At 68.3% G+C, this 13,936-nt stretch carries 17 protein-coding genes; 3 read left to right on the top strand and 14 right to left on the bottom strand.

Annotated elements, in window-relative coordinates:
• Positions 1-442: 442 nt before the first annotated feature.
• Positions 443-1,081: a site-specific integrase gene (locus AB0B91_RS36835; protein ID WP_358330645.1), complete on the top strand. Its 639-nt coding sequence runs from the start codon at positions 443-445 to the stop codon at positions 1,079-1,081.
• Positions 1,082-1,089: 8 nt separating this feature from the next.
• On the opposite strand, the gene AB0B91_RS36840 is transcribed toward AB0B91_RS36835, so the two are convergent.
• The 3 genes from AB0B91_RS36840 to AB0B91_RS36850 form a co-directional block, all read right to left on the bottom strand.
• Positions 1,090-1,470, bottom strand: coding sequence for a hypothetical protein (locus AB0B91_RS36840; protein ID WP_358329840.1), 381 nt, complete (start codon positions 1,468-1,470; stop codon positions 1,090-1,092).
• Positions 1,416-1,604 carry a DUF4240 domain-containing protein gene (locus AB0B91_RS36845; protein ID WP_358329843.1) on the bottom strand — a complete coding sequence of 63 codons (189 nt, stop codon included), beginning with the start codon at positions 1,602-1,604 and terminating at the stop codon, positions 1,416-1,418. Before AB0B91_RS36845 ends, AB0B91_RS36840 begins: the two co-directional genes overlap by 55 nt.
• A gap of 140 nt (positions 1,605-1,744) precedes the next feature.
• Complete coding sequence (locus AB0B91_RS36850; RefSeq protein WP_358329846.1) at positions 1,745-2,908, bottom strand: acyl-CoA dehydrogenase family protein; 1,164 nt, start codon at positions 2,906-2,908, stop codon at positions 1,745-1,747.
• Positions 2,909-3,033: 125 nt separating this feature from the next.
• Here AB0B91_RS36850 and AB0B91_RS36855 point away from each other — a divergent pair, with 125 nt between their 5' ends.
• Entirely contained in the window at positions 3,034-4,347 is a 1,314-nt protein-coding gene (locus tag AB0B91_RS36855) for a UDP-glucose/GDP-mannose dehydrogenase family protein (RefSeq protein ID WP_358329849.1), read from the top strand.
• 116 nt (positions 4,348-4,463) lie between these two features.
• Here AB0B91_RS36855 and purE read toward each other — a convergent pair whose 3' ends face one another.
• Genes purE through AB0B91_RS36870 form a run of 3 tightly spaced genes read right to left on the bottom strand, consistent with a single transcriptional unit; the run spans position 4,464 to position 7,029 of the window.
• Positions 4,464-4,946, bottom strand: coding sequence for a 5-(carboxyamino)imidazole ribonucleotide mutase (purE, locus tag AB0B91_RS36860; protein ID WP_358330647.1), 483 nt, complete (start codon positions 4,944-4,946; stop codon positions 4,464-4,466).
• A gap of 55 nt (positions 4,947-5,001) precedes the next feature.
• The gene (locus AB0B91_RS36865) at positions 5,002-6,150 is read right to left on the bottom strand and encodes a 5-(carboxyamino)imidazole ribonucleotide synthase (RefSeq protein WP_358329852.1); all 1,149 of its coding nucleotides are present in this window, start codon (positions 6,148-6,150) and stop codon (positions 5,002-5,004) included.
• Between the two features lie 24 nt (positions 6,151-6,174).
• On the bottom strand, positions 6,175-7,029 hold the full coding sequence (locus AB0B91_RS36870; protein ID WP_358329855.1) for a hypothetical protein: 855 nt from the start codon (positions 7,027-7,029) through the stop codon (positions 6,175-6,177).
• Positions 7,030-7,279: 250 nt separating this feature from the next.
• Here AB0B91_RS36870 and AB0B91_RS36875 point away from each other — a divergent pair, with 250 nt between their 5' ends.
• Positions 7,280-7,756 carry a GtrA family protein gene (locus AB0B91_RS36875; RefSeq protein ID WP_358329858.1) on the top strand — a complete coding sequence of 159 codons (477 nt, stop codon included), beginning with the start codon at positions 7,280-7,282 and terminating at the stop codon, positions 7,754-7,756.
• Here the strand turns inward: AB0B91_RS36875 and AB0B91_RS36880 are convergent.
• The 8 genes from AB0B91_RS36880 to AB0B91_RS36915 form a co-directional block, all read right to left on the bottom strand.
• Positions 7,740-9,017 (bottom strand): ATP-binding protein, encoded by a 1,278-nt coding sequence (locus tag AB0B91_RS36880; RefSeq protein ID WP_358329861.1) that lies wholly within the window; start codon positions 9,015-9,017, stop codon positions 7,740-7,742. The two genes, AB0B91_RS36875 and AB0B91_RS36880, sit on opposite strands and share 17 nt — an antisense overlap.
• A gap of 2 nt (positions 9,018-9,019) precedes the next feature.
• Positions 9,020-9,688 carry a response regulator transcription factor gene (locus AB0B91_RS36885; RefSeq protein ID WP_043620820.1) on the bottom strand — a complete coding sequence of 223 codons (669 nt, stop codon included), beginning with the start codon at positions 9,686-9,688 and terminating at the stop codon, positions 9,020-9,022.
• 247 nt (positions 9,689-9,935) lie between these two features.
• The gene (gene bfr, locus AB0B91_RS36890) at positions 9,936-10,418 is read right to left on the bottom strand and encodes a bacterioferritin (protein WP_214633456.1); all 483 of its coding nucleotides are present in this window, start codon (positions 10,416-10,418) and stop codon (positions 9,936-9,938) included.
• Positions 10,419-10,434: 16 nt separating this feature from the next.
• A complete protein-coding gene (locus tag AB0B91_RS36895) occupies positions 10,435-10,611 on the bottom strand; it encodes a (2Fe-2S)-binding protein (protein ID WP_214633455.1) in 177 nt (58 codons plus the stop codon).
• A 96-nt stretch (positions 10,612-10,707) separates the two neighbouring features.
• The gene (locus AB0B91_RS36900; protein ID WP_358329864.1) at positions 10,708-11,328 is read right to left on the bottom strand and encodes an MBL fold metallo-hydrolase; all 621 of its coding nucleotides are present in this window, start codon (positions 11,326-11,328) and stop codon (positions 10,708-10,710) included.
• Entirely contained in the window at positions 11,329-12,414 is a 1,086-nt protein-coding gene (locus tag AB0B91_RS36905) for an S-(hydroxymethyl)mycothiol dehydrogenase (protein WP_358329867.1), read from the bottom strand.
• 15 nt (positions 12,415-12,429) lie between these two features.
• Positions 12,430-13,395: an adenylate/guanylate cyclase domain-containing protein gene (locus AB0B91_RS36910; RefSeq protein ID WP_358329870.1), complete on the bottom strand. Its 966-nt coding sequence runs from the start codon at positions 13,393-13,395 to the stop codon at positions 12,430-12,432.
• A complete protein-coding gene (locus AB0B91_RS36915; RefSeq protein ID WP_358329872.1) occupies positions 13,392-13,904 on the bottom strand; it encodes a PH domain-containing protein in 513 nt (170 codons plus the stop codon). Before AB0B91_RS36915 ends, AB0B91_RS36910 begins: the two co-directional genes overlap by 4 nt.
• Positions 13,905-13,936: the final 32 nt, after the last annotated feature.

Consider the following 13,936-nt stretch of genomic DNA (forward strand, 5'->3'; position numbering starts at 1 on the left):
GCCCGGGGGGGCCCCCCCCCCCCCCCCAACCCCCCCACCCCCCCCCCCCGGGGGGGGGGCCCCCCCCCCCCCCCGGCGCCCCACACCGGGCCCGCCTTCATCGCTTATGGAGCGCGATCGGTGCGCCTTAGGAGTAATCCGCAATGTGAAAGCCACCCTGAATCCCAACCACCGATGCAATGAAAAATAGCCAGCGACTCATCGGGAAGTCCGCGGTTTGAGAAGATCAAGGTCGTAAGCAGCTGCTAAGTGTTACGGAGCATCGGGATCCGCACCGTGTTCTGGTTCCACTTCGATTCCCTGGTTACGTGAATCCCCGCTTCAATGACCTGTGGTCGCGCCCCGCTCACCTCGTACGCCGTCGACCCACCACAGAGCGGCAGCGGGCCGGGGACAGAGTTGAGTTCACGCCCTGATCGACGCTCACCCTGCTCTCTTTCGTCTGCTCCCGATGCTCGGGGCCGCATGCGGCCTGCGACAAGGTGAGTTGTTCGGTCTGGCCCTGGAAGACGTCGACTTCGAGGAGCGCGTCCTCCGGGTACGTCGGCAGATCAAGAAGCTTGGAGCCGACCACGTCTTCGCGCTGCCGAAGAACGACCGTGAGCGTGTGGTACCGCTCCCTGAATGGACGGCTGAGGCCATAAAGAGACACGTCGCGACCTATCCACCGCTCGTGTGCTCGCTCCCCTGGGAGAAGGCCGATGGCAAGCTACGTACTCACAACCTGCTGTTCCGCTGGACAGATGATCGCTACATACGAGCTCGCAGCTACAGCGAGACCGTGTGGAAGCCCGCGCTCGTGCGAGCGGGCGTGATTCCGGCGCCTGACGTGGACTCTCGTCAACGCACGCGATTCACCACGTCTCGCAAGGAAGGGCGTCACCAGCTCCGCCACTACTACGCGAGCGTGATGCTGGCCGGCGGCGTTTCGGTCAAGGAACTCGCCGAATATCTAGGCCACGCCGACCCAGGCTTCACTCTCCGCGTCTACGCCCACATGATGCCCGGATCTCACGACCGCGCCCGCAGAGCGATTGACGAGCGTTTCTTCCGGCCGTATGCGGCCGCCACATCAGCGTAGAGGGATCGTCACTGGTCCCGGTAGCGGGCTATCCGCGGAAGCCTGCGAGCCAATTCCTGCTCATCGTCGAAATCCCATTGCTCTCCATGGGGAACGCTGCTGAGCGCCGGAATCAGGGGGAATCCGCCTGAAACGCCGCGAGCATCTACGGCTTCGCCGAGCCCGTCCGGATCCTGTCCGGTCACCTGTTCGTAGGCGTAGTACGCCACGTAGGCCAGCGACTCGAACTCAGGTCGCTCTTCCCTCATCTGCTCCGGATCCCGGGGTCGGGGCTTGGTGGAGTTGGCATACGACTCCTCCAACTCCAGCAGGTGGAGCACCTGAGGCAGCTCGATCAGCCGATCAGGGCAGTCAGTGACAGCCTCGAACGTCTCACGTCGGTCGTCCACCAGATGTGATGGTCGATGATCTCTTCGACCGGACGGCGAGAGAGTTCGTCCACCAACCACGAGACACGCGTTCTCCTCGTGTCGGTCTCGCGTCCAGAACGCTCGATCAGGCCCCAGAAGTCATCGACATCCATGCCGCGTGATGCTGGCACCCCTGAGCCGCCCTGTAAAGATCACGGAACAGGGACGGAACAAGCGAATACCGAAGATCAGCCAGCGTTTCGACGGACCCGGCCCACCTCACAGGAAGTGCCGGGTTTCCGCACGTCAACACCTACTTCAACAACTGGCGGGCCATGACCATGCGCTGGATCTGGTTGGTGCCCTCGTAGATCTGGGTGATCTTGGCGTCGCGCATCATCCGCTCCACCGGGAAGTCCCGCGTGTACCCGTACCCGCCCAGCAACTGCACCGCATCCGTGGTGATCTCCATCGCCGCGTCCGACGCGGCGCACTTCGCGGCGCTGGACAGGAACGTGAGGTCCTTCTGCGGCTGCCCGTGCATGGCCAGCTCCGACTTGGCCGCCGCGTGGTACGTCAGTTGCCTGGCCGCCTCCAGTTTCATCGCCATGTCCGCGACCATGAACTGCAGCCCCTGGAAGTCCGCGATCGGCCGCCCGAACTGCTTACGCTCCTTGATGTACCCGATGGCGTAGTCCAGCGCTCCCTGGGCGATGCCGAGGGCCTGGGCGGCGATGGTGATGCGGGTGTGGTCGAGGGTCGCCAGGGCGGTCTTGAAGCCGGTGCCCGGGTCGCCGATCATGCGAGAGGCGGGGATGCGGACGTTCTCCAGGATCACCTGCCGGGTGGGCGAGCCCTTGATCCCGAGCTTCCGCTCCTTCGGACCGAAAGAAACGCCTTCGTCGGATTTTTCCACGACAAAAGCGGAGATGCCGCGGGCGCCAGCCGATGGGTCCGTTACCGCCATCAGGGTGTAGTACTCCGACACACCCGCGTTAGTGATCCACATTTTTGTGCCATTGACCACATAATGGTCGCCGTCCAGTACGGCCCGGGTCCGCATGGCCGCGGCGTCCGAGCCGGCCTCACCCTCCGAGAGCGCGTACGAGAACATCGCGTCCCCACGGGCCACCGGAGCCAGATAGCGAGCCTTGAGATCGGCCGACGCCGACAGCAGCAGGGGCACGGTGCCGAGCTTGTTCACCGCCGGGATGAGCGAGGACGACGCGCAGGCGCGGGCCACCTCCTCGATCACGATCACCGTGGCCAGCGCGTCGGCCCCGGCGCCCCCGTACTCCTCCGGCACATGAACGGCGTGCAGGTCGGCCGCCACGAGCGCCTTGTAGACGTCCCAGGGGAACTCCTCGGTCTCGTCCGTCTCCGCGGCGCGCGGGGCGATCTTCTCGTCGGCGAGGGCTCGAATCGTCTCCCGGAGCATGTCGTGCTCTTCGGCGGGCGCGTAGAGAGGGAAGTCCATGCGGCAAATACTAGGACGTCCGACCATCTTGCTACTAGTCGGTACAGTTTGCGGAAATGCCCAGGTGGCACAGAACGAGGTAGCGAAGGCCGGTACTATGCCTGGCACTCGAAAGGAGCTCTCTCGTGCCATATCGCCTCACGGTGATCGGGACCGGATACCTGGGCATCACGCATGCGTCCTGCATGGCGGATCTCGGATTCGACGTCCTGGGCCTCGACATAGACGCCGACAAAGTTCGCCGGCTCAACAGCGGTGAGCTCCCGATCCACGAACCGGGGCTCGAACCCGTACTACGCCGCGGACTCGACTCGGGCCGTCTTCGCTTCACCACGTCGTACGAGGAGGCGGCGGCCTTCGGCGACGTGCACTTCGTCTGCGTGGGCACGCCGCAGAAGCGCGGCGAGTACGCCGCCGACGTCTCCTACATGGACAGCGCCATCGAGTCGCTGGCCCCGCACCTCGACCGCGAGTGCCTGGTGGTCGGCAAGTCGACGGTGCCGGTGGGCACCGCGGAGCGGCTCGCCGATCTGCTGGCCCGGCTCGCCCCGGCCGGCGTCGAGGTCGAGCTCGCCTGGAACCCCGAATTCCTGCGCGAGGGCTACGCCGTGGAGGACACGCTCAAGCCGGACCGCATCGTGATCGGCGTGCGTTCCGAGCGGGCGGAGAAGATGCTGCGCGAGGTGTACCAGCCGCTCGGGGACATCCCGATGGTGGTCACCGACTTCGCGACGTCCGAGCTGGTCAAGACGGCCGCCAACGCGTTCCTCGCCACCAAGATCTCCTTCATCAACGCGATGGCCGAGGTCTGCGAGGCCGCCCACGCCGACGTCACACAGCTGTCGAAGGCGCTGTCGTACGACGACCGCATCGGCGGCCGGTTCCTCAACGCCGGGCTCGGGTTCGGCGGCGGCTGCCTGCCCAAGGACATCCGCGCGTTCATGGCGCGTGCGGGCGAGCTGGGGGCCGACCAGGCGCTGACGTTCCTGCGCGAAGTCGACGCGATCAACATGCGGCGCCGCGCCCGCATGGTCGACCTGGCCCGCGAGCTGGCGGGCGGTTCGTTCCACGGCTGTACGGTCGGCGTGCTCGGCGCCGCCTTCAAGCCGAACTCCGACGACATCCGCGACTCCCCCGCACTCGACGTGGCGGCCACCATCGGCGCCCAGGGCGGCCAGGTGACCGTGTACGACCCGATCGCCCTGGGCAACGCCCGAAAGGCCCACCCCGAGCTGCACTACGGCGAGTCGGCGCTTGAGGCCGTCCGAGGGGCACATGTGGTGCTACTGCTGACGGAATGGCCGGAGTTCGTCGACCTGGACCCGGAGGAGCTCGGCAAGGTGGTCGCGGCCCGCCGCATCGTCGACGGCCGCAACGCCCTGAACACCGAAACCTGGCGCTCCGCGGGCTGGCACTACCGCGCACTCGGCCGCCCCTGAAAAACCCACCTTGGTAGCACGCCGTCAGTCGTCGAGGGCGGGGTCGGGCGCCGGGGTCTGACCCCGGACCCGGCGGCGGGCGCGGCCGGCGAGTTGCCGCGCCGCCGCCGGGGCCACTAGCGGAGCAGGTTGGCCGCTTCGGCGCGCAGGCGTTCGCCCTTGGCGTGCGCCTGCTCCTTCAGCTCACCCTGGAACTCCTCCATGCGCCACCGCAGCTCAGGGTCGGAAACGCCGAGAATGCGGACCGCCAGCAGCCCGGCGTTGCGCGCCCCGCCGACGGCCACGGTGGCCACGGGCACCCCGGCCGGCATCTGGACGATCGACAGCAGAGAGTCCATGCCGTCCAGGTACTTCAGGGGCACCGGCACCCCGATCACCGGCAGCGGTGTCACCGAGGCCAGCATTCCCGGCAGGTGGGCCGCGCCGCCGGCTCCGGCGATGATGACCTTGACGCCGCGGGACGCGGCGGTCCGGCCGTACTCGATCATCTCGGCCGGCATCCGGTGCGCGGAGACCACGTCGGCCTCGAACGGGACGCCGAACTCCGCCACCGCCTCCGCCGCGGCCTTCATCACCGGCCAGTCGGAGTCGCTGCCCATCACGATGCCGATCGTCACGCCGACCCCCCAGCCCACAGCGCGGAAATCAGGACCTTCACGTGTACTCCCCAGTGGTCAGGTAGACGGCGGCGTGCCGGGCGCGGGCGCGTACGGTGTCGAGGTCGTCGCCGACGGCGGTCACGTGGCCGATCTTGCGGCCGGGCCGGACCTCTTTGCCGTAGAAGTGCAGCTTGATGCCGGGATCGTGGGCCATGACGTGTTCGTACCGCTTGAACAGGTCAGGGTCGTCGCCGCCGAGCAGATTGGCCATGACGACGACGGGCGCGCTCATGGACGGCGAGCCGAGCGGCAGGTCGAGCACGGCCCGAAGGTGCTGCTCGAACTGCGACGTACGCGAGCCGTCGATCGTCCAGTGACCGCTGTTGTGCGGCCGCATGGCCAGCTCGTTGACCACCAGCCCGCCACTCGTCTGGAACATCTCCACGGCCAGCAGCCCGGTCACGCCGAGCTCGTGCGCGATCTGCAGCGCGACACGCTGGGCCTCGGCGGCCTCCTCCGGGTCGAGGCCGGGGGCGGGCGCGAGCACCTCGACACAGATCCCGTCCTGCTGCACGGTCTCCACGACCGGGTAGCTGACGCCCTGGCCGTGGGGCGAGCGCGCGACGAGTACGGCCAGCTCCCGCTCGAACGGCACGAACGCCTCGACCATCAGCGGCACGCCGCTCTCGAGCGCCTCCTCGACCTCCGAAGGGGTCCGGCAGACCCACACCCCGCGGCCGTCGTACCCGCCCCTGATCGCCTTCAGCACGACCGGCCACCCGTGCTCGGCGGCGAACGCCGACACGTCCTCGATGCCGGAGGCGCGGGCCCACGCGGGACACGGCGCGCCGAACGAGGTCAGCCGCTCGCGCATGACGGCCTTGTCCTGGGCGTGCACCAGCGCGTCGGCCCCCGGACGCACCGCGAACCCGTCGGCGGCCAGCGCCCTGATGTGCTCGGTCGGCACGTGCTCGTGGTCGAACGTGATCGCGTGACAGCCCCTGGCGAACTCGCGCAGGTCGGCCAGCTCGCGGTAGTCGCCGAGCCGCGTGTCGACGATGACCCTGGCGGCGCTCTCATCAGGTGTGTTGGCCAGCACCCGCAACTCGACGCCGAGCGCGATGGCGGACTGCTGCGTCATCCTGGCCAACTGGCCGGCGCCGACCATGCCGACGACCGGTCCGATGGGACTGTTTGCACTCACGGCAGGTGAGCTTACCCAACGCGCTCAGGCGGGTCCGCGTCGCACGCCCACCGTGGTCAGGCCCTTGTCCGCACTGATCACGGTGGCCAGCACGACGATCTCGGCGTTCTTCTTCAGCGGATGTGCGAGAGATGACTTGCCCGCCTTCGGGCGTTGCCGGTAGACGATGCGCAGCGCGTCGAAGGCGAGCATGGTGTCGGCCGACAGGACGAGCGCCATCGTGGGCTGTTCGGGCAGCTCCACGTCGACGTCGAGCCGGTCCGGCCGTACCTGCTCGGGCAGCCCGCCGAGCTCGTCCCGCAGGCCGCGTACCGGGTCCCCTGGCGGGAAGCGCACGCCCGCCACCCCGGCGGGGTCGGTGAGGTAGGTGAGGTGACGCTGAGCGACCACCCGGGCCTGACCGCCCAGCCCGGCATCGGGGGTGATGCTGGTCGGCGTCTCCGGCGCCGCCCCGCGCGCGGGGATGGGTCCCGCGCCGAGCCGCCAGCGCCCGCCCTCGCGCAGGAACACGAAGTACGCGGGCGACGGCTTCCTCGCGAGGGCGGCGAACCAGTCGCCCTCGCCGGGCAGGAAGAAGGTGGGATCGCTGTAGAGGGCTGGGCGGCCGTTCCGGGTCGCCTCACAGGCACGACCGCCCAGCGTCTTCTCCACCCACGTGGTCAGGTCGGCGACGGCGGCGCAGTCTCGCCGCTTCCATGCCTGGTCAAGGCTGCCGACCAGCTTGAACGCCTGTTCGGCCGTAGCCGTGTCGACGCTGTGGGCGGACGCCGGAGCGGAGGTCGGATCCTCGGGTGGCGCCACCGTGGCGACGCCCGCGGTGCCGCAACCGGCCGCCACGACGGACAGGCCGACGAGGAGTACGAGCAGTCGAAGCGGCACAGGAGAACCCCGAGGGTCGTGGCCGTCTGCTGACGGCGGTCCGTCTGAGCCCATCGCCGGCACGCACCGGCGATCTGCCACCGCAGCGTAACGCTCTCTATTCGTAATTGTCGGTCATAACACGATATTTATAGGGTTGTTGATAGGCATGGGATGTCACAGGCTGTGGCCTACCATTGGTCTGACGGCCGGTACGCTGAAGTGGTCATGACCTGATTTGCGCCACGACCGGAAGGGCCGAGTAGCAGACGTGGACTTCGCCAAGCGGCTCTACCAGCGGTTCTCAGCTCTCCTGCATGAGCTGACGAAGTTCGGCACGATCGGCGCCATCGCCTTCGTCATCGACACCGGCATGTACAACGTGTTCCTGCTGGCATTCGACATGGGTCCGTTGACCTCCAAGGTGCTGGCCACGATCATCTCGGCGACGGCCGCCTACCTGGGCAACCGCTTCTGGACCTTCCGGCACCGCGAGCAGACCGGCCTGGGTCGCGAATACTTCCTGTTCTTCCTGCTCAACGGCATCGCCTTGCTGTTCGGGCTGCTGGTGATCGGTTTCACCAAGTACACGCTTCACCTGCACGACGCGCTCAGCCTCAACCTCGCCAACTTCGTGGGCGTCGGCCTCGGCACGCTGTTCCGCTACTGGTCGTACAAGAAGTGGGTGTTCCTGGAGGCCACCGAGCCCATCCCCACGGAGCTGCCAGGGGTCAAGCAGGACCGCTGACCACGCGGGTCCGGTCGTTGTCCTCAGCGTGTCGCAGGAAGATGGCGAACGTCGCCGGACGCCGCCGCACCAGCTCCAGCCGACCGCCGTCGGCGGCGGCCAGCGCCCGGGCCAGGGTCAGCCCCAGGCCGGTGCCTCCGGCTCCGCTGACGTTGCGTTCGAAGACCTTGGGTGCGATGTCGTCGGCGATCCCGGGACCCTCGTCGGACACCTCGGTCACCACATAGTTGTCGCCGCTGGTCGTGGTGACGGTGACGGTGCCGCCGCCGTGCCGTAGGGAGTTCTCCAGCAGCGAGGCGATGACCTGGCCGAAGCCACCGGTGGTGGCCAGCGCCATGAGCCCGCGCGAGCCTTCGAGCAGCAGCGAGCGGCCCTCGCCACGGAAGACCGGCTCCCACTCGGTGACCTGCTGGACCAGGACCTCGTCGATCCCGACCGGCTTGGCCTGGGCGTGGCGCTGGCGGCGGGCCGCGGCCAGCAGCTCGTCGATCACGGCGGTGAGCCGCTCGGCCTGCACGATGGCCGCCTCGCCCTCCTCGCGGACGACCTCCGGGTGTTCGCTGGCCGCGACGATCTCCTCCAGGCGCATCGTGAGGCCGGTCAGCGGGGTGCGTAGCTGGTGGGAGGCGTCGGTGGCGAACTCGCGTTCGCGGGTGAGCAGGTCGGAGATGCGGGTGGCGCTGCGGTCGAGCACCTGAGCCACCCGGTCGAGCTCCGGAATGCCGTAACGATGCTTGCTGGGCCGGGCGTCGCCGGAGCCGAGCCGGTCGGCGATCTTCGCCAGGTCCTGCAAGGGCAGCGTCAGACGGCGTGACTGGACGATGGCAAGGCCGACCGCCACCGCCAGAGCCGCGACGGCCAGGGCCACGATCAGCAGCAGGCGTGCTCGCACGTCCTGCTCGACCTGGTCCCTGTCGCGGCTCACCCGGACGTAGATACCGTTCTCGGACTGGGCGTCCTCGGTCATCTGGTGACCGGACGGCGGCGGAACGCCGACGATGGTCGCCTTGGGCTGGGTGGCACGCTCGTAGATCTGGATGTAGCGGTCGGGGTACTTCTGCTTGAGTTGCTGAGGATCGAGAGGTGTGTCCTGGATGCGGGCATACTCGACTTCCCCCACCAGACGCGTGGCCTCCGCCCTGAGCTCCTGGGCCGCCTCGTCGACGATCAGGCGGCTGACCACGATGCCCAGGGGGACCCCCAGCAGCAGCACCGCGATGACCGCGACGACCAGGGTGGATGTGAGCAGGCGGCGACGCATTCCTACTCGCGTTCGAAGCGGAAGCCGACTCCTCGGACGGTGGTGATGTAGCGAGGCTTCGCCGCGTCGTCGCCGAGCTTGCGGCGCAGCCAGGAAATATGCATGTCGAGTGTCTTGGTGGAACCCCACCAGTTGGTGTCCCACACCTCGCGCATGATCTGCTCGCGGGTGACGACCTTGCCCGCGTCGCGGACCAGCACGCGGAGCAGGTCGAACTCCTTGGTCGTAAGATGCAGCTCTTTCTCTCCCATCCAGGCACGGCGGGAGTCGGCGTCGATGCGGACGCCTTGCACCACCGGTGTCTCTGAGGTGCCCCGGCGCAGCAGCGCCCGCACCCTGGCGAGCAGCTCGGCCAGCCGGAACGGCTTGGTGACGTAGTCGTCGGCGCCGGCGTCGAGGCCGACGACCGTGTCGACTTCGTCGACCCGAGCGGTAAGTATCAGGACCGGAGTGCCGTGCCCTTCGGCGCGGATCCGGCGCGCAACCTCCAGCCCGTCCATTTCTGGCAGGCCGAGGTCAAGAACGATGAGGTCGATGCCACCCGACAGGGCCCTTTCCAGGGCCTGCGGGCCGTCGGGGCTCACCTCAACCTGATAGCCCTCACGGCGCAACGCACGCGCGAGTGGCTCGGAAATCGAGGTGTCATCCTCGGCGAGAAGTACGCAGGTCATGAAGCGATCGTAGGACCTTAGGCGATCGTTTCCCGGTCACAGCGCGCGGTTTGACTCGTCGTTGACCTATCCATTGACCTGGGCAAACTCAGATAAATGTCGGTTGATCCCGCTTAAATTACCGCATTCGCGGGGGACAAAAGCGGTGGCTGATCTTGCTGAATCGCAAAACCTTCTGTGCCGTCCGGCGTGTCGCGGAAAGGCGCGCGCCCGCCGGGAGTACCGGCGGGCGCGTCGAATCCGGGGCTCAGTCCTCGGAGGGCGGCTCGGCGTAGCGGGCGAGATAGAGCTGCTCGCCCAGGCTCCGCATGAGCGCCAACTCGGTCTCCAGATAGTCGATGTGGTGCTCCTCGTCCTCGAGGATGTCCTCGAAGATCCGTGCGGAGGTCACATCGCCCTTCTCCCGCATGAGCTTGATGCCCGGCCGCAGCCGGGCCACGACGGACACCTCCACCTCCAGGTCGGCCCGGAGCTGCTCCTCGACGGTCTGCCCGATGTGCAGCGTGCCAAGGCGCTGGTAGTTGGGCAGCCCTTCGAGGAAGAGGATGCGATCGGTGAGGCGCTCGGCGTGGCGCATCTCGTCGATCGATTCGGCGCGGGTGTGCTCGGCGAGTTTGGTGTAACCCCAGTTCTGCTGCATCTTGGCGTGCAGGAAGTATTGGTTGATCGCGGTGAGCTCAGCGGTGAGCTGCTCGTTGAGCAGCTCGATGATCTGAATGTCGCCCTGCATGAACGGGCCCCTCGTGCTATGCGGTCGTGAGTTCCTCAGACCTCTTCAGGATCGCACATATCTTTCTGACACAAGTCGCGCAGTCTCCCCCGGCACCCGTGGTGTCGCGGATCTGCTTGGCGCTCCTGGCACCCGCGGCGATGCAGTCGTGGACCTCGTTCTCGGTCACAGCACGACACACACATACGTACATGCGGGGACAAGCCTTTCGCGACGAAGGGAGCCAAGGTTAGGCACACCTAAAGTAGCTCACTTCGGTAAGGCTTGCCTATGTTAGGTCGGACACAGATCACTGTCCCCGGGCGATCCACTCCTCCAGGTGCGGCGCCTCGGCCCCGATCGACGTCGAGTCGCCGTGGCCGGTGTGGACGACCGTCTCGCCGGGCAGCGTCAGCAGCCGCCGGCTGATCGAGTCGATGATCGTGTCGAACGACGAGAAGGACCGCCCGGTCGCCCCGGGGCCGCCCTTGAACAGCGTGTCGCCGCTGAACAGCACGCCGAGGTCGGGCGCGTACAGGCAGACCGCGCCCGGCGCGTGGCCCGGGGTGTGGAGCACCTCCAGCGCGATCCCGCCGACCCCGATCTTCTCGCCGTCGGCCAGCGGTTGGTACGGCAGCGCCTGGCCGTACACCTGGTCCCAGAGGACCTGGTCGGCGGGGTGCAGCCGGATCGGCGCCCCGGTCAGCTCGGCGAGCTCCCCGGCGGCGTTGATGTGGTCGTTGTGCGCGTGCGTGCAGACGATGGCCTTGACCGTACGCTCGCCGACGCGGTCCTTGATGGCCCGCGCGTCGTGCGCCGCGTCGATGACGACCACCTCGCGGGCGTCGCCGACCAGCCAGATGTTGTTGTCGACGTCCCAGGTGCCGCCGTCGAGCGAGAACGTCCCCGAGGTGATGACCCTGTCGATCATCTAGAGGACCACCACCGAGCGCAGCACCTCGCCGCGGTGCATCTTGGCGAACGCCTCCTCGACCCCGTCGAGCCCGATGGTCTCCGACACGAACTTGTCGAGCGGGAGCCGCCCCTGCCGGAACAGGTCGATCAGCATGGGGAAGTCGCGCGAGGGCAGGCAGTCGCCGTACCAGGAGGACTTGAGCGATCCGCCGCGCCCGAACACGTCGAGCAGCGGCAGCTCCAGCTGCATCTCGGGTGTCGGCACGCCCACGAGCACGACGGTGCCGGCCAGGTCACGGGCGTAGAAGGCCTGCTTGTACGTCTCTGGGCGGCCGACGGCATCGATGACCACGTCGGCGCCGAAGCCACCGGTGAGGTCGCGGATCGCCTCGACGGGGTCGTTCGCCCGCGAGTTGACCGTGTCGGTGGCGCCGAAGCCGCGGGCCCATTCGAGCTTGCGGTCGTCCACGTCCACCGCGATGATCTTCGTGGCGCCGGCGATCGACGCGCCGAGGATCGCGGCGTCACCGACGCCGCCGCAGCCGATGACGGCGACCGAGTCGCCCCTGGTGACGTTGCCCGTGTTGAGCGCGGCGCCGAGCCCGGCCATGACGCCACAGCCGAGCAGCCCGGCCACCTCGGCGGGCGCGTCGGCGGAGACCTTGGTGCACTGCCCCGCGGCCACCAGCGTCTTGCCCAGGAACGCGCCGATGCCCAGCGCGGGCGACAGCTCGGTGCCGTCGGCCAGCGTCATCTTCTGCGTGGCGTTGTGGGTGTTGAAGCAGTACCACGGGCGCCCGCGCAGGCAGGCGCGGCACTGGCCGCACACGGCCCGCCAGTTGAGGATCACGTAGTCGCCGGGCTCGACCCCGGTGACGCCCTCGCCCACCGCCTCGACCACGCCCGCGGCCTCGTGCCCGAGCAGGAACGGGAAGTCGTCGTTGATGCCGCCCTCCCGGTAGTGCAGGTCGGTATGGCAGACCCCGCAGGCCCTGACCGCCACCACCGCCTCGCCCGGTCCCGGGTCGGGGACGATCACCGTCTCGACCGATACTTCCTGGCCCTTACCTCGGGCGATGACACCCTGCACTTCGTACGGCATGGCAGCCATCTTGGGTCAGGAGGATGATCGCCGCAAGGCGTAGGGCTGCACCATCCCGAGTCCCCGAGCCGGGCGGCGCCGGATCCGGCGTAGCTCGAACCCCGGGCCGTCGCCGAGTCCGTCGGCCAGTTCCGCGTCGACGACGATCGTGCCGGGCCGGGCGATGGCGGTGAGCCGGGCGGCCAGGTTGACGGTGGTGCCGTAGACGTCGCCCATGATGGGCAGCACCGGCCCGTAGGCCAGGCCGATGCGCAGGTCGGCCGCCTCCACCAGGTCGAGCGCGATCGCCGCCGCGTCCGCCGGGGTGTGGGCGGTGAACAGCACCTCGTCGCCGAGCGTCTTGACCAGCCGGCCGCCGTGCGCGGCCACCACGTCGGAGGCCCGCGCCTCGAACCCCTCGACCAGCGCGGCCAGCTCCCGCTCGTCGAGCTCGCGGGCCCGCCGGGTGAAGGAGACGAGGTCCGCGAAACCCACCGCGATCGACACGCGGGCGGGGATGTTCTCCTCGTCGAGGTCGGCGACGGACAGCAGCCGGGTGCCCGCGGCGGCCAACTGGGCCCGCCAGACGTGGATCAGCACCTGCTCGAAGTCGGGCAGCAGCAGCCGGGCCGTGTCGAGCACCCGGGCCAGGTCGTCGTCGGAAGGCCGCTCGCCCGGCGGCAGCATCGCGCCGATCATGATCTCGGCCTGCCACTGGGCCAGCTTGGCCGTGGTCTGGCCGAGCGCGCGGGCCATCCGGATGACGGTCTGCTCGTCGAGCAGGCCGCTGTCGAGCATCCGGCTCACCCGCCGCAGCGCGTCGACATCACCGTCGGAGAACGCGACCGCGTCGTCGGCGAGCGAGGCGAAGCCCAGCGCCCGCCAGATGCGCTCCGCCAGCTCCGGCGAGACGCCCGCCGCCGCCGACACCCCCGACTTGGTGTGGCGGGCGGGCATGCCGACGAGCAGCCGGTCGATCTCCTCAGCGGTGGGTCTGTTCAATGGCCGTCGATATCTCCGTCGGAGGCGTCCTCCAGCAGGCGGAACAGGTCGGTCCTGACGTCCTGGATGTGGGGGATGTCGCGCAGGGCGATCTGCCCCCGATCGCCCGCCGACTCGACGGTGAGCGTGCCGCAGCCGAGGATGCGCTCGAAGAAGGTCTGGTCGGAGCTGACCGTGTTGACCTTGGCCATCGGGATCTCGTCCGTCGACTTGTTCAGCACGCCGGTGCTGATCGTGAAGCGGTGGGTGGTGAGCACGTAGCCGGTGTTCTTCCACTGCAGGTAGGGCACGAACGACCAGATCGTCAGCAGGAGCACGGCGACGACGCCGACGGCGAGCCTGGCGTAGTTGGCGTACTCGAAGGTGCTGGGGATGAGGAAGAGCGCCACGCCCGAGGCGGCGACGATCAGCACGAGCGCGATGAAGGGCACCACGAGCCGCTTCCAGTGCGGGTGGAACGACCTGATGCGCCGTTCACCCTGCGTCAAGTGGTGGTCAGGGAGGGTCATGGGCAAATGGTGCCACCTCCGCGCGTTCGCGG

This window comes from Nonomuraea sp. NPDC049141 (genome assembly GCF_040648415.1).
In the GTDB taxonomy this organism is placed as follows: domain Bacteria; phylum Actinomycetota; class Actinomycetes; order Streptosporangiales; family Streptosporangiaceae; genus Nonomuraea.